At 73.1% G+C, this 15,979-nt stretch carries 17 protein-coding genes; 10 read left to right on the top strand and 7 right to left on the bottom strand.

Annotation, left to right across the window (positions count from 1 at the left end; translation table 11 throughout):
* The first annotated feature begins 75 nt into the window (after positions 1–75).
* The 3 genes from BQ6202_RS11575 (at position 76) to BQ6202_RS11565 (ending at position 2,782) form a co-directional block, all read left to right on the top strand.
* Positions 76–930, top strand: a complete 855-nt coding sequence (locus BQ6202_RS11575) for a hypothetical protein (RefSeq protein ID WP_072314584.1) — start codon at positions 76–78, stop codon at positions 928–930.
* A gap of 8 nt (positions 931–938) precedes the next feature.
* Positions 939–2,195, top strand: coding sequence for a hypothetical protein (locus BQ6202_RS11570; RefSeq protein ID WP_072314583.1), 1,257 nt, complete (start codon positions 939–941; stop codon positions 2,193–2,195).
* A 62-nt stretch (positions 2,196–2,257) separates the two neighbouring features.
* Entirely contained in the window at positions 2,258–2,782 is a 525-nt protein-coding gene (locus BQ6202_RS11565; RefSeq protein WP_143143723.1) for a hypothetical protein, read from the top strand.
* A gap of 64 nt (positions 2,783–2,846) precedes the next feature.
* On the opposite strand, the gene BQ6202_RS11560 is transcribed toward BQ6202_RS11565, so the two are convergent.
* The 5 genes from BQ6202_RS11560 to BQ6202_RS11540 form a co-directional block, all read right to left on the bottom strand.
* A complete protein-coding gene (locus tag BQ6202_RS11560; protein WP_072314581.1) occupies positions 2,847–3,341 on the bottom strand; it encodes an Hsp20/alpha crystallin family protein in 495 nt (164 codons plus the stop codon).
* Between the two features lie 225 nt (positions 3,342–3,566).
* Entirely contained in the window at positions 3,567–4,169 is a 603-nt protein-coding gene (locus BQ6202_RS11555) for a hypothetical protein (RefSeq protein WP_072314580.1), read from the bottom strand.
* 4 nt (positions 4,170–4,173) lie between these two features.
* The gene (locus BQ6202_RS11550; protein ID WP_072314579.1) at positions 4,174–4,563 is read right to left on the bottom strand and encodes a type II toxin-antitoxin system death-on-curing family toxin; all 390 of its coding nucleotides are present in this window, start codon (positions 4,561–4,563) and stop codon (positions 4,174–4,176) included.
* A complete protein-coding gene (locus BQ6202_RS11545; RefSeq protein ID WP_072314578.1) occupies positions 4,560–4,763 on the bottom strand; it encodes a CopG family transcriptional regulator in 204 nt (67 codons plus the stop codon). Before BQ6202_RS11545 ends, BQ6202_RS11550 begins: the two co-directional genes overlap by 4 nt.
* Before the next feature lie 44 nt (positions 4,764–4,807).
* Positions 4,808–5,608, bottom strand: a complete 801-nt coding sequence (locus BQ6202_RS11540; protein WP_072314577.1) for an alpha/beta fold hydrolase — start codon at positions 5,606–5,608, stop codon at positions 4,808–4,810.
* Between the two features lie 93 nt (positions 5,609–5,701).
* On the opposite strand from BQ6202_RS11540, the gene BQ6202_RS11535 reads away from it, so the two are divergent.
* The 4 genes from BQ6202_RS11535 (at position 5,702) to BQ6202_RS11520 (ending at position 9,422) form a co-directional block, all read left to right on the top strand.
* Complete coding sequence (locus tag BQ6202_RS11535; RefSeq protein ID WP_072314576.1) at positions 5,702–6,379, top strand: response regulator transcription factor; 678 nt, start codon at positions 5,702–5,704, stop codon at positions 6,377–6,379.
* Positions 6,372–7,727, top strand: a complete 1,356-nt coding sequence (locus BQ6202_RS11530) for a sensor histidine kinase (protein ID WP_072314575.1) — start codon at positions 6,372–6,374, stop codon at positions 7,725–7,727. Before BQ6202_RS11535 ends, BQ6202_RS11530 begins: the two co-directional genes overlap by 8 nt.
* Before the next feature lie 56 nt (positions 7,728–7,783).
* Complete coding sequence (locus BQ6202_RS11525; protein ID WP_072314574.1) at positions 7,784–8,629, top strand: hypothetical protein; 846 nt, start codon at positions 7,784–7,786, stop codon at positions 8,627–8,629.
* Between the two features lie 97 nt (positions 8,630–8,726).
* The gene (locus tag BQ6202_RS11520; protein WP_234946202.1) at positions 8,727–9,422 is read left to right on the top strand and encodes a dihydrofolate reductase family protein; all 696 of its coding nucleotides are present in this window, start codon (positions 8,727–8,729) and stop codon (positions 9,420–9,422) included.
* Positions 9,423–9,431: 9 nt separating this feature from the next.
* Here BQ6202_RS11520 and BQ6202_RS11515 read toward each other — a convergent pair whose 3' ends face one another.
* Entirely contained in the window at positions 9,432–10,181 is a 750-nt protein-coding gene (locus BQ6202_RS11515; protein ID WP_072314573.1) for a Pr6Pr family membrane protein, read from the bottom strand.
* A gap of 108 nt (positions 10,182–10,289) precedes the next feature.
* Positions 10,290–11,348, bottom strand: coding sequence for a hypothetical protein (locus BQ6202_RS11510; RefSeq protein WP_072314572.1), 1,059 nt, complete (start codon positions 11,346–11,348; stop codon positions 10,290–10,292).
* 195 nt (positions 11,349–11,543) lie between these two features.
* Here BQ6202_RS11510 and BQ6202_RS11505 point away from each other — a divergent pair, with 195 nt between their 5' ends.
* Genes BQ6202_RS11505 through BQ6202_RS11495 form a run of 3 tightly spaced genes read left to right on the top strand, consistent with a single transcriptional unit; the run spans position 11,544 to position 15,979 of the window.
* On the top strand, positions 11,544–13,754 hold the full coding sequence (locus tag BQ6202_RS11505) for an ATP-dependent Clp protease ATP-binding subunit (RefSeq protein ID WP_072314571.1): 2,211 nt from the start codon (positions 11,544–11,546) through the stop codon (positions 13,752–13,754).
* Positions 13,751–14,527: a type I methionyl aminopeptidase gene (gene map / locus BQ6202_RS11500; RefSeq protein ID WP_072314570.1), complete on the top strand. Its 777-nt coding sequence runs from the start codon at positions 13,751–13,753 to the stop codon at positions 14,525–14,527. Before BQ6202_RS11505 ends, map begins: the two co-directional genes overlap by 4 nt.
* 12 nt (positions 14,528–14,539) lie before the next feature.
* On the top strand, positions 14,540–15,979 hold the full coding sequence (locus BQ6202_RS11495) for a sugar porter family MFS transporter (protein WP_200792248.1): 1,440 nt from the start codon (positions 14,540–14,542) through the stop codon (positions 15,977–15,979).

Here is a 15,979-nt window from a genome sequence, read left to right as displayed (position 1 = left end):
GCGGCGACCGGCCGCGGCCGCGTGCGCCGACGTCTGCACCAGGCGCCCGCGCTCCAGCAGTGCCACAATGTGGCCGTGGACGAGACCCCGAGGCCGAAGCCCGTGCCACGCGACGCGTCGGCGCCCATCCCGCTGCCGCTCGACGACGGCGAGGCACGTCCGCGGCGCTCGAGCGGGGCGCCTCGCACGGCGGCGGCGACGCCGACGCGCGCTGAGCAGGTGGAGCCTGCCGCGCAGGGCGACGGCGAGCTGCCTGCGCGGATCACGATCTCGCCCGCGGACGTGCCCGACGCCACCGAGCGCATCCGGCACCCGCAGGTCACCGTCGAGCGCGTGCAGGTGCAGCGTCCGAAGCTGACGCGCCGCGCCAGGCGCGGTGCCTCGATCGCCGGTGCGCTCGGGCTGCCGCTCGTGTCGCTCGGCCTCATCGCGCTCTTGCTGCCGGTCGTGGCATGGTTCTCCATCAGGGTCATCGCGCCCGTGGCCGAGGCGCTGACGGGCTTGCTCATCGCCGATGAGCGGGCGCTCGCGCTCGGCGGCTCCGCCGCTGGCGACGCGGCGATCGCGCTCGACGCCGGGTCGGTCTGGCTGCTCGTCGCCGGCGGCGGGCTGATCCTCGTCGGCATGCTGCTGTCTTGGCTCGTGCTGCGGGCGCACGGGGTGTTCCGCCCCGTGCTCGTCACGCTCACGGCCGTGCCGACGGGCCTCGGGCTCGCCGGCCTGCTGCAGGCGGTGGCGCTCACGGCGCTGGTGCTGCAGCTCGGCGACGGCGGGGCGGCTGGCGCCGTGGTGAGCCCGATGCTCGCGCTGCTGGTGCTCGCCGCGGTCGTGGCGATCGCGGTGATCGCGGGACTGCTCGTGTGGCGGTGGATGGCGTCCGCCTTCCGCGCGACGGTGGTGACCGGAGTGCCGGCGGGCGGGGAGGGCTGATCGCGATCGTGCCCGACCCTCGACCCGTCCCCGGGCCGCCGGAGCCCGGCACCGGCGCACCGCCCCCGCCCGGTGCCGACAGCCCGGTGCCCGCTGACGCTGCGGCACGCGCTGCCGCCTCGGGTCGAGCGAAGCGCAGGGCCGACCGGGCCGCGGCGCGGCGGGACGCGCTCGTGCCGACGACGACCGTCGAGACGCGCGCCGAGGAGCGCGCGAGGGCCAGGCGCGAGCGGCTCGGCGTCGTGGGGCCCCACGGCCTGCCGATCGCGAACCCGGGCCTCGGCATGCCCGGGCAGCTGATGCCGCCGGGCTTCGTGCCGGCAGTCGCCGAGGCGATGCCGCAGCGCTTCGTGCCGACCGGCTGGCAGGTGCAGAACCCGGTGGCAGGGATGCCGTTCGGCGGCGCGCAGGTCGTCCACGCCGCGCCGCAGCAGGGATATCGGCTGCCGCCGCAGCAGGTGCAGCAAGCGCAGCCGGCACCCGGCCCCTACCCGCCGGGCCCGTACGGCTACGGCCCGCCGCCGCAGCAGGTGCGCCCAGCGCCCGGCCCCTATGCGCCGAGCCCGTACGGCTACGGCCCGCCGCCGCAGCACATGGTGATGATGCTCCCGCCGAGGGTGACGTGGTCGGCACGCCAGCGCCGCGCGGCCCTGCTCAGCTCGTGGCTGGGGCAGACGCTCATGGCGCTCGCCACGCACCTGCTCACCGCAGGCATCCTGATCGCGGGCTTCGCGCTGCTGCTGCACACCGGCGGCGACGGCGGCGACTTCGAGACCGACTCCTTCACCGCGATCGTCGCCCGCTGGACCATGCCCGACCGCATCTGGGCGACCGCGCTCATCGGGCTGCTCATCGGGGGCGGCCTGCTCGCCGGCGGCTGGCTCGTGCAGGCGATGTGGTCGGCGTCGGCCGGGCTCACGAAGCCTCACCGCTCGACCTGGCTCGCCTGGCTGTGCACCACGGCGGCGACCGGCCTCATCGGGCTCATGCTGTGGCCCATCGCGCTCATCGGTGCGGTGTTCGCCATGCTCGCGAGCTCGAGCGCATCGTTCACGGTCGGCACGCTGTGGACGGCGCTGTTCTGGGAGCTCGGCATCGCGGTCGTGCTGACCGGCCTCGTCGGCATGCTCTTCGGTTGGCTGTTCCTCTCGCAGTCGCGACCGCGCGTCGACCTGCGCGCGCTCGCCGCCGAGGAGGAGGCCGCCGCACGTGCCCGCGACGAGGCAGAGCTCGCGACCGGGCGGGCCGAAGCGGCGCAGCGATGACGCCGAGGCGTGCGCGGCAGATCGCGCCCCCGGATCCGCTGAGCGCGCCGCAGCGTGCCGCTGTGCGCGCGGCGGGCGGGGTCGGGCTGGGCTTCGTGGCTGCGGGCGCAGGGCTCTTCTGGGGGCTGCTCGTCGCTGCCCTCGTCGCGGCCTTCCTGCGCTGGGCGATCATCGACCTCTTCGACGATGTCGAGTGGGGGCTGCGCGTGGTCGACTGGATCGAACAGCTCGACCCGGGCTGGCTCGTGCCGCTCGTGCTCGCCCTGGTGCTGGTGGCGGTCGCGGCGGGCGCGCCCGGCTGCTGGCTCAGCACCAGGCGGATGCGCGCGGCCGGCGTCGTGGGCGCGGCGGCCGTGACGTTCAGGGGCGCCGCGCTCGGCACCGGCCTGCAGGCCGTGCTCTCGACGCTGTCGAGCTGGATGCTCGGCCTCCTGACGCTGCTGACCGGCGTCGTCGGCTTCTGGATCATCGCCTCGTCGTGGGTCGTGCTGTCGATCGCCCTCTCGTGGCTGATCGGCTGGCTCGCCGGCCCGCGCACCTGGCTGGCGCTCGCGAGGCGCGAGGCGCGGATGGCGCACCCCGCCTGACCGCGAAGGGCCCCGCCGCGGTCGGCAGCATCGGCTGCGCTCGCGGCGGGGCCATCGTTGGTCGCTAGGCGGCCGCTCCGGCCGCCCGCGTGGGCGAGCCCGCGCTCCGGGCGTCGTCGGCGGACGAGCCGGCGTCGAGCTGCGCGCGGCTGTCGCGCTGCTCGACGGTGATCCTGCGGGGCTTGGCGCGCTCGGCGATCGGGATCGTGAGCATCAGTACGCCGTGCTCGTAGCTCGCCTGGATGTGCTCGAGGTCGACGTCGGTGCCGAGCCCGAGCTGCCGGACGTAGCGCCCAGCCGGGCGCTCCTGCGCGAGCCACTGCGACCCATCCGCCGCCCCGATCGTGCGCTCGGCCTGGATGGTGAGCGTGTTGGCGTCGACGTCGAGGGCGATCGACCCGGGGTCGACGCCCGGCAGGTCGACGTTCACGACGTACGCGTCGCCGGAGCGATACAGGTCCATCGGCATCCAGCTGGCGGCACGCTGCGTGCCGCTGCTGGTGAGCAGCCGAGCGGCCATGCGGTCCATCTCCCGGAAGGGATCGAAGGTCAGTGCCATGACAACCACCTCCTCGTGCGTGAGCCGCCGCCCCGTGCGTCGGCTCCGGTGTCTGTGGCGCTCGGGATGCTGCGCATCTCGAGGTGCTTCCATGATTGGCACTCTCGCTCGGAGAGTGCTAACTCCTTGCTTCGTGATCGCTGGGAATCGGCCCTTCGATACGGTGGCGCGTGCGGCGAGCACCGGTTCAGGGAGCAGCGGCTGACCGCTGAGCGCGTCGAAGCGTCAGGCGCGTGACGACGCCAGCATGCGCGCAGCCGCCCGCACGCGCACGGGCCGGCACCCGGCATCCGTCAGCCGCGCCACGATCGCGGGCTCGCGCCGCGCGAGCAGCATGCCGCGCTTCACGAGGAACGCCGGGCTCTTGCGGTGCTCGCGCAGATCGCGCGCGAAGCGCAGCCCCATCGTCACCCAGCGCGAGCGTCGCACGCACAGCGCATCGGCCAGGATCCCGCGGCGCTCCGCCTCGGCCACCACCTCGGCCACGAAGATCCCCTCCGCCACGAAGCGCGTGGCACCGCCGAGCGTCACCTCGTGGGCGCCGACGGATGCGCTGCGCGAGATGTCGTAGACCGGCGCGGTCGTGCGGCCGGTGCGGGCGAGCTCCTCGAGCGCAGCGAGCGCGCGGTCGCGGTGCCAGGAGCCCGGGTGATCCCAGTCGGCCTCGCCCGACTCGAGGCGGGGGAGCGCAGGGTCGTCGCCCTCGCGGTAGTAGTCGTCGAGCCGCAGGATCGGCAGGCCGCTCAGCTCGGCGATGCGGGACTTGCCGGATCCCGATGCACCCCCGATGAGCACGACGCGCGCACGGGGCTCTTCGGTCGCAGGCATGACCTCAATCCTGCCTGATGCGGTGCGGGTGCTCGCGCCACGAGCGCAGCGCCGCGGCCGTGGCCGCGACATCGGCGGAGCCTGTCGCGATGGCGATGACCAGGTCATAGGCGTCGTCATCGGGGGCGTTCAGCTCGACGCCGTTGAGCCCGAGGAACACCACGAGGGCCAGCCAGCCGAGCCGCTTGTTGCCGTCGACCAGTGGTTGCCCGCGGACGAGAGATTCGATGAGCGCGCCTGCCTGCTCCTCGAGGGATGCGTACGCGGGGGTGCCCCAGAGCGTGGTCGCCGGACGTCGCGCCGCCGACTCGAGCAGCCCGACGTCGCGCACGGGGCCGACGCGGAGGTCGGAGACGAGCGTCAGCAGGTCCTCAGTCGTCAGGTAGTCGGTCAACGACCGAGCCGGTCGAGCAACGCGGCGTAGCGGATGCGCGCCGCGGACGACAGCTGGCCCACGGCATCCTCGTGGCCCCGGCGGGCAGCAGCTTCCCTGATCGCGCGGATCGTCGCTTCTTGGCGGCTCACGCCCTCGGCTTCGGCAAGCTCGCCGAGGATGCGCTCGTCATCCTCCGTCAGTCGCAGCGTCATGGCCATGGCCAGATGGTATCAATGTGGTACCAGTGACGCAAGGCCCGCGGTCAGGCCTCCGCGTCGAGGAAGCGCTCGAGCAGCTCGGTCACGATCGCGGGCTGCTCGGAGTGCACCCAGTGCCCGGCGCCGCGCACCGTCACGCGTCGCACGTTCGGGAACCGCGCCTCCATCGCGTCGCGGAACTCGTCGCGCACATAGCCCGACCGCTCGCCGCCGATCCACAGCACCGGCCCGTCGTAGACGGCATCGGTCTCGGGGAAGCCGCGCAGCACCGAGAGGTCGCGGCGCAGCACCTCGAGGTTCGGCATCCAGCGCCACGCCGCGCTGCCGTCCGTCTCCTGCTCAGCGCTCGTGGTGCGACGCAGGCTCTGCAGCAGGAACCCGCGGATGCCCGGGTCGGGGACCGCCGACTCGAGCGCCGCGCTCGCCTCGCCGCGCGACGCGATCGTGGTGAGGTCGATCGCGAGCATCGCGTCGATGAAGCCGCGGAACTCGTCGCTCGAGCGATACTCCACCGGCGAGACGTCGACGACGACGAGTCGCGCGACCTCCGCTGGGTGCCGCAGCGCCGCCAGCATCGCCGCCTTGCCGCCCATCGAGTGCCCCACGAGCGTCGCGGGCTCGTCGATCACGTCGGCGACCGCATCCGCCATCTGCTCGTAGTCGAGCCGCTCCGTCCACGGCGACTGCCCGTGGTTCGGCATGTCGACGAGCGTCACGCGGTGCCGATCGGCGAGCGCCTTGCCGATCGCCGTCCAGTTCTTGCCCTGCCCGAACAGGCCGTGGCAGAAGACGACGGGCGAGCCGTGCTCGCCCAGGTGCGTGGTGTGCAGGCTGCCGCTCGTCATGCGACCACGCTAGCGGCGGCGGATGCGACGGCACGGCACGAGCTGCCCGGCCTGTTCAGCGCCGCGTCAGTCTCGAGCCGCGATGATCATGGGATGCGCGTGCTGCTGGTCGATGACGAGGTGCGCCTCGCCGACGGCGTGCGCCGCGGGCTGCAGGCCGAGGGCATGACGGTGGATGTCGCGCACGACGGCGTCGACGGCCTCTGGCGGGTGCGGGAGTTCAGCTACGACATCGTGCTGCTCGACGTCATGATGCCCGGCATGAGCGGCTACCGCGTCTGCCAGACCATGCGCGCTGAGGGCGACTGGACGCCGGTGCTCTTCCTGACCGCCAAGGACGGCGAGTGGGATGAGGTCGAGGGACTCGACACCGGTGGCGACGACTGGCTCACGAAGCCGTTCTCGTTCCCGGTGCTCGTGGCGCGCATCCGCGCCCTCGCCCGGCGCGGCGCTCGCGAGCGGCCGGCGGTGCTCGAGGCGGGCGACCTGCGGCTCGACCCGGCGGCGCGCACCGTGCACCGCGGCGACGCGGAGGTCGAGCTCACCGCGCGCGAGCTCGCCGTGCTCGAGCTGCTGCTGCGGCGCCGCGGCGAGGTGGTGACGAAGCGCGAGCTGCTCGACGACGTGTGGTCCGACGAGTTCGAGGGCGATCCGAACATCGTCGAGGTCTACATCGGGCGCATCCGTCGCAAGGTCGACCGGCCGTTCGGGCGCGACGCGCTGCAGACGGTGCGGGGCGCCGGCTATCGGCTGGCGGCCGACGGTGGCTGAGCCCGCTGCACGCCAGCCCGCTGCGGGCGCGCGGCGCGCGCGACGCGGCGCATCCATCCGCCTGCGCATCCTGGTCGCCGCCCTCTCGGTCGTCGCGGTGGCGCTCAGCCTCGGCGCCGTCGCCGTCGTCTGGTCGCTCGATCGGCTGCTGACCGCCTCGGTCGGCGCGCAGCTCACCGATGAGCTCGCGGCGCTCGCGGAGGGCGTCGACGCCGGCACGATCCAGACCGCCGCGCTCGTGCAGCGCGACGACGACGTGCTCGTGGCGCTGCGCACGGCGACGGGCGTGGTCGTCAACGCCGACGCCGCCGCGCAGCTGCCCGAGCCGCCAGCGCTCGAGCCGATCGAGGCGCGGCTCGACGACGAGCGCTTCGTGGTGGTCGCCGAGCAGGTCGACGAAGGCACGATCGTCGTCGCCCGCTCCGCGTCGGCGATCGACGACGCGGTGCGGCTCGCGACGATGCTGCTGCTCGTGGCGGTGCCGCTCGCGATCGTGCTCGTGGGCACCGTGGTGTGGATCGTCGTGGGCCGCGCGCTCGACCCCGTGGACCGGATGCGCGCAGAGGTCGACGCGATCGACGCGACCGCGCTCGACCGCAGGCTGCCGGCGAGCGGGCGAGGAGACGAGATCGACCGGCTCGCGGCGACCATGAACCGGATGCTCGGGCGGGTCGAGGCGGGAGCGCGTGCGCGCCGCCGCTTCGTCGCCGACGCGTCGCACGAGCTGCGCTCGCCGCTCGCCTCGATGCGGCAGTTCGCCGAGCTCTCGCGCACGCATCCCCAGGCGACGGCGCCCGGCGAGCTCGCCGACGTCGTGCTCGCCGAGGGCGAGCGCATGCACGGCATCGTCGAGGCCCTGCTGCTGCTCGCGCGGCTCGACGAGCACGAGGCGGGCCAGCGCCGCCCGGTCGACCTCGACGACCTCGCGCTGACCGAGGTGCAGCGCGTGCGCGCGCTGGGGCGACGCATCGACGGCGCTGCGCTGCGCAGCGCCCCGGTGGTGGGGGATGCGCGACTCCTCGGGCGCGCGCTGCGCAACCTGGTCGACAACGCGCTGCGCCACGCGCGGGACGGCGTCGCGCTCGGCTCGGTCGTGCGCGACGGTCGCAGCATGGTCTGGGTCGACGACGACGGCTCGGGCGTGCCCGAGGGCGAGCGCGAGCGGGTGTTCGAGCGCTTCGTGCGCCTCGACGAGTCACGGGCGCGCGACGCCGGCGGCTCCGGCCTGGGGCTGGCGATCGTGCGCGAGGTCGCGCGGGCGCACGCCGGCGACGCCTGGATCACGACCTCGCCCGCGGGCGGCGCGCGGTTCGTGCTCGAGCTGCCGGTCGACGCCGACCGCACCTGAAGCGCTGTTCAGGATCGTTCAGAGTCGCGTCAGGCCCCGCGGGCGAGGGTGGAGCCATGAACGAGCAGACCCCCCGCGAGCCGCAGCAGTCCGGCGACGCCAACGACGCCCGCACGAACGACCTCTCGAACGACCCGACGCCGCGCGATCCCGCCCGGCCCACCGACGCATCCGCAGAGCCCACCGCCGTCATCGACGGCGCGCCCGCCGAGGCGCCCGCCGCCAAGCGCGGCCGCGGCATCCTGAAGCCGGTGCTGATCGGCTCGGCAGCCGCGCTCACCGTGCTCACCGTCGCCGGTGTCGGCATGGCGATCGCCGAGGCCGTCGAGGACGGCGACGAGCGCGAGCCGCAGTCCACCTCGTCGACCCCCGACGAGTCGAACGCACCGGGCGCTTCGACCGCTCCGGGCGCGGCGACTCCCGGCTCCACCACCGCACCGGAGCCGTCGGCCTCGGCAGAGCCGGGCGACGACAGCCCCTCGGCCAGCGCCGCCCCCGCCGGTGCTGCCGCGACGGGTGATGAGGCCGACCTCATCGCCGCGATCGATGCGGCCATCGCCGCGGCCGACGGCGGCCAGGCCACGGGCATCGAGGTCGAGCAGGGCGGCTGGAAGGTCGACGTGCGCCTCGAGGACGGCAGCGAGCTCGACGTGCTCGTGCCCCTCTCCGGCGAGGCGCTCGTGCGCGAGGACGACGACGACCGCTCGAACGACCTGCCGCTCGACCCCGCGCGCATCGGCGACATCAGCGCCGCAGCGATCGCCGCGGCCGGCGGCGGCGAGGTGCGCTCGATCGAGACCGACGACGACCGGGTGCGCTACGAGGTCGAGGTCGTGCTGAACGGCGAGGAGATCGACGTCGACCTCGCCGAGGATCTCGCGGTGCTCGAGACCGACCGCTGATCCCACCTCGACAGGGACCGCCGCGCAGCCGAGAGGCGGCGCGGCGGTTCGGCGTTCCGCCCCTTGCCAGTGCCGTCGCGGGCGAGCATGCTCGGACGTGCCGGCAGCGGCGCCCCGCCAGACCGGTCTCGACGAGGAGACGACGATGCGACTGATCGCGCACGAGTTCATGACGCTCGACGGTGTCATGCAGGGCCCGGGCGGTGCCGAGGAGGACACGAGCGGTGGCTTCCGGTACGGCGGATGGGTCGCCCCCGCCTTCGACGACACGGTCGGCGAGGTGGTCAGCGGCTGGTTCGAGCGCACGGACGCGCTGCTCTTCGGTCGCTCGACCTACCGGATGATGGCGGACTACTGGCCGCTCGTGACCGATCCCCAGGACCCGGTCGCGCAGCGCCTCAACACGGCGCCGAAGCATGTCGTCTCGACCACCATGCGCGAGGCCGACGCGACGTGGGCGGGTACCGAGGCGATCATCGCCGACGACGTGACCGAGCGCATCCGCGCCCTGAAGGACTCGGGCGATGGCGAGCTGCAGGTGCACGGCTCCTGGCAGCTGCTGCAGACGCTCATCGCCGAGCAGCTGCTCGACGAGCTGCGGCTCATCGTGTTCCCGACCGTCGTCGGCGCGGGCAAGCGGCTCTTCCACGACGTGGCGCAGCCCACAGGCTTCCAGGTGACGGATGCCCGGGTCGCGGGCAGCGGCGCGGTCGCGATGACGCTGACCCCGGCGCCCTTCCGCACCGCGACCTACGTGGTGGTCGACGGCAAGGAGATGCAGGTCGAGGAGTAGGCGCTGCCCTCAGGCGATCGGCGTCGAGGCTTCGCCGGCCGAGGGCTCGACGGCTGTTGCGCCAGGCCGGCGGCGAGCCCGAGCGATCGCGACCATCGCTGCGGCACCGAGCAGCACCGTGGCCGCCACGATCACGCACATGATCGCGACGCCGGCGTAGCCGTTCGCGTGCGTGGAGGGGTCGAGGAAGGGGTAGGGGTACCACCAGTCGCGGCCGCGCGACTGGTCGAGGGTGAAGGGTCCGCGCAGCAGCGTGTAGGCGAGCCAGACGACGGGGAAGATCGCGACGATGCCGAGATCGGCGAAGCGCACCTGACGCTTGCCGGAGCTCAGCACCCAGTCGATGAGCATCCAGAGCGGCGCGATCAGGTGCAGGATCTCGTTCGACCAGCCGAGCGTCGAGCCCTGCGGCAGCTCGATGCCGCGCAGCAGCGTGTTGTAGACGATGCCGGTGACGATCATGAAGGTGGTCGCGCACAGCAGCAGCACGTCGAAGCGCCGACCGATGCGCGGTCGGCCGAGCTGCGCGGAGACGAGCACGCCCAGCACGACCATCGCGAGCAGGTTCGACTCGATCGTGAAGAAGCTGAAGAAGTTGAGCACGTCGAGGGGGATCGACTCGTCGCCCCTGGCCGTCCAGACGTTGACGCTCGTGATGAGCTGGCCGATGACCGCGGCGAGGATGGCGAGCGCCATCACCGCCCGCCCGACGAGCAGGAATCGACGCACCGGGGAGGCCGTGGTGGGGCTGGTCGACATGCGGGCTCCTGACGCTCGCTCGTGGGGGATCGAGGAGGCTCGACCCCGTCACGGTGATCGTAGCCGTGCGGGGAGGACGATCGGCGGCTGCTCGGAGGAGTCTCGACCTCAAGGCCGGCCGGGCTGCGCGAGGATCGGCAGCGGCTCGCCATCGCCCGGAGGCTCGCGCACCACGGCGAGCGCGTCCTCCTTGGTGAGGTGCGTCGGGTAGGACGATCGGGAGAACCGACCTTTCGGGTCGCTCGAGTCGCGCGGCAGCTCGATCGCAGAGCGCGTGACGAGCGCCTCGAGCGCAGCGGTCTGCGACGCGGTCAGCACGAGTCGTCCGCGCCGGCGGAGCGCGATCGTGCCTCGGTGCTTGCCAGCAGCGGTGATCGTCATGGAGAGGCTGCGCTCGGTCGCGTCGGCCTGCCAGGGCACGACCGACAGGCTGGCGGCGTCGATCTCCTCCGCGGGCAGGTCGACGGCGCCGTGACGGATCGCGGAGCCGTCGCGCGCGATCCACGGCGGCCGGGATCGGCGGCGGAGCACCAGCAGCATCACCGCGGAGGCCGCCAGCGCGGCTGCGACGACGGCTGCCGCCACCCACGTCCCCAGGTTGAAGAAGGCAGGGAGCAGCGGCAGGAGCAGGAGCGGCACCTGGAGGTGCTGGGCGCTCTTGAGCGGTCCCAGCACGTCCCCGGCCCGCTGCGCGGATGCGGGCGGCCCGATCCGCACCCACGCCGCGTCCGCATCCGCATCGGCGTCCTCCGGCGGCCGCTCCATGGAGTCGACGGCGGGAGGGATGGGCGCGAGCCCTGCGATCACGAGCACGGCTCCGATGACACCGGTGCTGCCGACCAACCACCAGGTGCGGGTCGCATCCGCTTCGCCGGCAGTGTCCGGCAGCAGCAGCCCGAGCAGCGCGGCAGCGCAGGCGACGAGCAGGAACGCGCCGCAGATCAGCAGGGTGCGGCGGGTCTGCCGCTCACTGTCCTGAGCGCTCGCGCTGGGCCACGCGTCATCGGACCAGCTCGCTCGGCGCAGCGTGAGCAGGCCCGCGGCCACGCCCACCGTCGCGAACGAGAGGAGCCATGCCGCAGCGACCGACCACCGGGGATCAGCGATCGAGAACGCCGCGATCGCTCCCGCGACCATGCCGAGCACGATGAGCGCGAGCCCGACCACGCGTGGCGTCGCCGCACTCCGCGGTGTTCGCGCGGGCGGGGTCCGAGACATGGCCTGTTTGTAGCAGACCCGGGCTCCCCGGCCCAAGGTCTCGGACTCGCTGCCACCGCAGGTTCGGCCTCGGCGCTGGTGCTCTCACCGGATCTCGCATAAACTTGAGCCAACACCACTCAAGTTTGATCGATGGGGGAATCGATGGCACGAATGGGCGGCATACTGCCGGATCAGGACGACCAGCGCTCGGCGCTCGAGCAGTTCGGCACCGACCTCACCGCGATCGCGCGCGCCGGCAAGCTCGACCCGGTGATCGGGCGCGACAGCGAGATCCGCCGCATCAGCCAGGTGCTCTCGCGCCGCACCAAGAACAACCCGGTGCTCATCGGCGAGCCCGGCGTCGGCAAGACCGCCGTGGTCGAGGGCCTCGCCCAGCGCATCGTCGCGGGCGACGTGCCGGAGAGCCTCAAGGGCAAGCGACTCGTCTCGCTCGACGTCAACGCGATGATCGCCGGCAGCAAGTACCGCGGCGACTTCGAGGAGCGCATGAAGAACGTGCTCTCCGAGATCGCCAAGGCCGATGGGCAGGTCGTCACCTTCATCGACGAGCTGCACATCATCATGGGCGCGGGCGCCGCAGAGGGCAGCCAGGGCGCCTCGAACATGCTGAAGCCCATGCTCGCCCGCGGCGAGCTGCGCCTCATCGGCGCGACGACGCTCGACGAGTACCGCGAGTTCATCGAGAAGGATGCGGCGATGGAGCGCCGCTTCCAGCAGGTCTACGTGGGCGAGCCGAGCGTCGAGGACACCGTGGCGATCCTGCGCGGGCTCAAGGAGCGGTACGAGGCCCACCACAAGGTGACGATCGCCGACAGCGCGCTGGTCGCAGCCGCATCCCTCTCGAACCGCTACATCACCGCCCGGCAGCTGCCCGACAAGGCGATCGACCTCATCGACGAGGCCGCGAGCCGCCTGCGCATGGAGATCGACTCGGCTCCGACCGAGATCGACCAGCTGCGCCGCACCGTCGACCGGATGGAGATCGAGCGGCTCGCGCTCAAGCGCGAGCGCGACGAGGCCTCGAAGGAGCGCCTCGCCGCCCTCGAGGCGAGCCTCGAGCAGCAGCGGGCGGAGCTCGCGGAGCTCGACGCCCGCTGGCAGACCGAGCGCGCGAGCCTCAACCGCATCGGCAGCCTGCGCGAGTCGCTCGACGAGCTGCGCAACCGCGCAGAGCGCGCGCAGCGCGACGGCGACCTCGAGCGTGCGAGCCGCCTGCTCTACGGCGAGATCCCGCAGATCGAGCGGCAGGTGGCCGAGGCCGAGGCGAGCGCTGCGGAGGCTGGCGCCCGCATGGTCGGCGACCAGGTCTCGAGCGACGACATCGCCTCGGTCGTCGCCGCCTGGACGGGGATCCCCGTCGGCCGCCTCATGCAGGGCGAGACGCAGAAGCTGCTCGCGCTCGAGGATGCGCTCGCGCACCGCGTCGTCGGCCAGCGCCAGGCGGTCTCGGCGGTCGCCGACGCCGTCCGCCGCTCGCGCGCAGGTGTCTCGAACCCCGATCAGCCCACCGGATCGTTCCTCTTCCTCGGGCCCACGGGCGTCGGCAAGACCGAGCTCGCGAAGGCGCTCGCCGAGCTGCTCTTCGACGAGGAGAAGGCGCTCGTGCGCATCGACATGTCGGAGTACGGCGAGAAGCACTCGGTCGCCCGCCTGGTCGGCGCCCCTCCCGGCTACATCGGCTACGAGCAGGGCGGGCAGCTGACCGAGGCGGTGCGCCGCCGCCCCTACTCGGTCGTGCTCATGGACGAGGTCGAGAAGGCCCACCCCGAGGTCTTCGACCTGCTGCTGCAGGTGCTCGACGACGGGCGCCTCACGGACGGCCAGGGCCGCACGGTCGACTTCCGCAACACCATCCTCATCCTCACCTCCAACCTCGGCTCGGCGTTCCTCACCGACCCGACGGTGCCGCAGGCGCAGGCCCACGAGCAGGTGATGGGCGCGGTGCGCGCGGCGTTCAAGCCCGAGTTCGTCAACCGGCTCGACGACATCGTCATCTTCGACGCGCTGAGCGCCGAGGAGCTCGGCTCGATCGTCGGCATCCAGGTCGGCGGGCTCGACCGGCGCCTGGCCGAGCGGCGCCTCACGGTCGAGGTCACGGATGCGGCGAGGCAGTGGCTCAGCGAGCGCGGCTACGACCCGATGTACGGCGCGCGGCCGCTGCGCAGGCTCATGCAGCGCGAGATCGACGATCGGCTCGCGCGAGCGCTGCTGGCGGGCGAGGTGCGCGACGGCGACACGGTCGCGGTCGACGTCGCCCCCGATGGCACGGGCCTGTGGGTGGGTGCCGCGGGGGCAGAGCGGCCCGCGCCGTGGTCGTTCGACCCCGCCGGAGACGGGAAGATGGAGGGATGATCGAGATCCTGAGCCCCGCCGAGGTCGCCCGCGGCCGGAAGACCGGCGCGCTCGTCGGCGACATCCTCCACGCCCTGGAGGGCCGGGTCGCCGCGGGCACGAACCTGCTCGAGATCGACCGCTGGGCCAAGGCGATGATCGAGGAGGCCGGTGCGCGGTCGTGCTACGTCGACTACGCGCCGTCGTTCGGCAACGGCCCCTTCGGGCACTACATCTGCACGGGCGTCAACGATGCGGTGCTGCACGCCAAGCCGCGCGACCACCGCCTCGCGGCCGGCGACCTGCTGACGCTCGACCTCGCGGTGCTGCTCGACGGCGTGGCCGCCGACGCGGCCATCAGCTTCGTCGTCGGCGGCGACGGTGACGCCGAGAGCCTCGCCCTCATCGAGATCACCGAGCGCGCGCTCGCCGCCGGCATCGCCGCAGCGGTGCCCGGCGGTCGCACCGGCGACATCTCGCACGCGATCGGCACGGTGCTCAGCGACGCCGGCTACGCGATCAACACCGACTTCGGCGGCCACGGCATCGGCACCACGATGCACCAGGATCCGCACATCCCCAACGACGGACGGCCCGGCCGCGGTGTGCCGCTGCGCACCGGCATGCTGCTCGCGATCGAGCCCTGGGTGAGGGCGGACACCGACGTCCTCGTCACCGACGCCGACGGCTGGACGCTCCGCAGCGCGACCGGCTCGCGCACGGCGCACTCCGAGCACACCATCGCCATCACCGACGGCGCTGCCGAGATCCTCACGCTGCCGACGCGGCGCTAGGCCGGCTCGATCGTGACCGGCGACACGCTGTCGCGCGCGTCGGCGCTGCCGCCGCTCACGCCAGGCCCCCACCGTCGGCGGCTCGGGGTGATCTCGATCGTCGCGTGCTTCGGCGGGCTCCTGTTCGGCTACGACACCGGCGTCATCAACGGGGCGCTGCGGCCGATGAGCGCCGAGCTCGGCCTCGACGCCCTCACCGAGGGCATCGTCACGAGCTCGCTAGTGTTCGCCGCCGCCTTCGGCGCCCTCGTCGGCGGCCGGCTGTCGGATGCGTTCGGTCGCCGGACGCTGCTCGTCGCCCTGGCCGTCGTGTTCTTCGTCGGCACGCTCGTGATCGTCCTCGCACCCGGCTTCGCCGCGCTCGTGCTCGGCCGCATCCTGCTCGGGCTCGCGGTCGGCGGCGCGTCGACGGTCGTGCCGGTGTACCTCTCAGAGCTCGCGCCCTACGAGATCCGCGGCTCGATCTCCGGCCGCAACGAGGTCGCGATCGTCGCGGGACAGCTCGCGGCGTTCATCGTCAACGCGGTGCTCGGCATCGCGCTCGGGCACCTCGACGGCGTCTGGCGCATCATGTTCGCGGTCTGCGCGCTGCCCGCGATCGCGCTGTTCATCGGCATGCTGCGCATGCCCGAGTCTCCCAGGTGGCTCGCCGAGCGCGGCCGGCGCGACGAGGCGCTCGCGGTCCTGCGCACCGTGCGCGCCGAGGATCGCGCGATCGCCGAGCTCGGCGAGGTCGCGCAGGTCGCGACGCGACGGCACGAGCGATCGGGATCGCGCACCGGTCTCCGAGCGGTGCTGCGCAGCCGCTGGCTCGTGCGCATCCTGCTGGTCGGCATCGGCGTGGGCGTGGCGCAGCAGCTCACCGGCATCAACTCGATCATGTACTACGGCAACACGGTGCTGGTCGAAGCCGGGTTCGAGCAGACCGCAGCGCTGATCGCCAACATCGCACCGGGCGTCATCGCCGTCATCGGCGGGCTGATCGCGCTGCGGCTCATGGATCGGCTCGATCGGCGGACGACGCTGCTCGCCGGCTTCTCGCTGACGACCGCCTGCCACCTGCTGATCGGCGGCGCCTCGCTGCTGCTGCAGCCCGGCGACCCGCTGCGCCCCTGGGTGATCCTCGTGCTCGTCGTCGCCTTCGTCGGTTCGATGCAGACGTTCCTCAACGTCGCGACCTGGGTCTACCTCTCCGAGATCTTCCCGCTGCACATGCGCGGGGTCGGCATCGGCGTCGCGGTGTTCGCGCACTGGATCGCGAACGGCACCATCGCGCTCACCTTCCCCTCGCTCGTCGCAGGGGTCGGCATCACCGGCACCTTCTTCCTCTTCGCCGGTGTCGGTGCGCTCGCCCTCGCGTTCATCGCGACGCAGGTGCCAGAGACGCGGGGCCGCACGCTCGAGTCGCTCGAGGCCGACATCGCCAGCGGCGCGGTCTTCTCACGGTCCTGA

Origin of the sequence: Agrococcus sp. Marseille-P2731, assembly GCF_900117395.1 — a bacterium.
Taxonomy (GTDB): domain Bacteria; phylum Actinomycetota; class Actinomycetes; order Actinomycetales; family Microbacteriaceae; genus Agrococcus.
This window is presented reverse-complemented; position numbering and strand designations above follow the sequence as displayed.

Excerpts from the sequence above, each read along its gene's own strand:
- BQ6202_RS11560 (WP_072314581.1), bottom strand. The coding sequence starts at position 3,341 with ATGGCACTGACCTTCGATCCCTTCCGGGAGATGGACCGCATGGCCGCT.
- BQ6202_RS11555 (WP_072314580.1), bottom strand. The coding sequence starts at position 4,169 with ATGCCTGCGACCGAAGAGCCCCGTGCGCGCGTCGTGCTCATCGGGGGT.
- BQ6202_RS11545 (WP_072314578.1), bottom strand. The coding sequence starts at position 4,763 with ATGGCCATGACGCTGCGACTGACGGAGGATGACGAGCGCATCCTCGGC.
- BQ6202_RS11540 (WP_072314577.1), bottom strand. The coding sequence starts at position 5,608 with ATGACGAGCGGCAGCCTGCACACCACGCACCTGGGCGAGCACGGCTCG.
- BQ6202_RS11535 (WP_072314576.1), top strand. The coding sequence starts at position 5,702 with ATGCGCGTGCTGCTGGTCGATGACGAGGTGCGCCTCGCCGACGGCGTG.
- BQ6202_RS11525 (WP_072314574.1), top strand. The coding sequence starts at position 7,784 with ATGAACGAGCAGACCCCCCGCGAGCCGCAGCAGTCCGGCGACGCCAAC.
- BQ6202_RS11515 (WP_072314573.1), bottom strand. The coding sequence starts at position 10,181 with ATGTCGACCAGCCCCACCACGGCCTCCCCGGTGCGTCGATTCCTGCTC.
- BQ6202_RS11505 (WP_072314571.1), top strand. The coding sequence starts at position 11,544 with ATGGCACGAATGGGCGGCATACTGCCGGATCAGGACGACCAGCGCTCG.
- map (WP_072314570.1), top strand. The coding sequence starts at position 13,751 with ATGATCGAGATCCTGAGCCCCGCCGAGGTCGCCCGCGGCCGGAAGACC.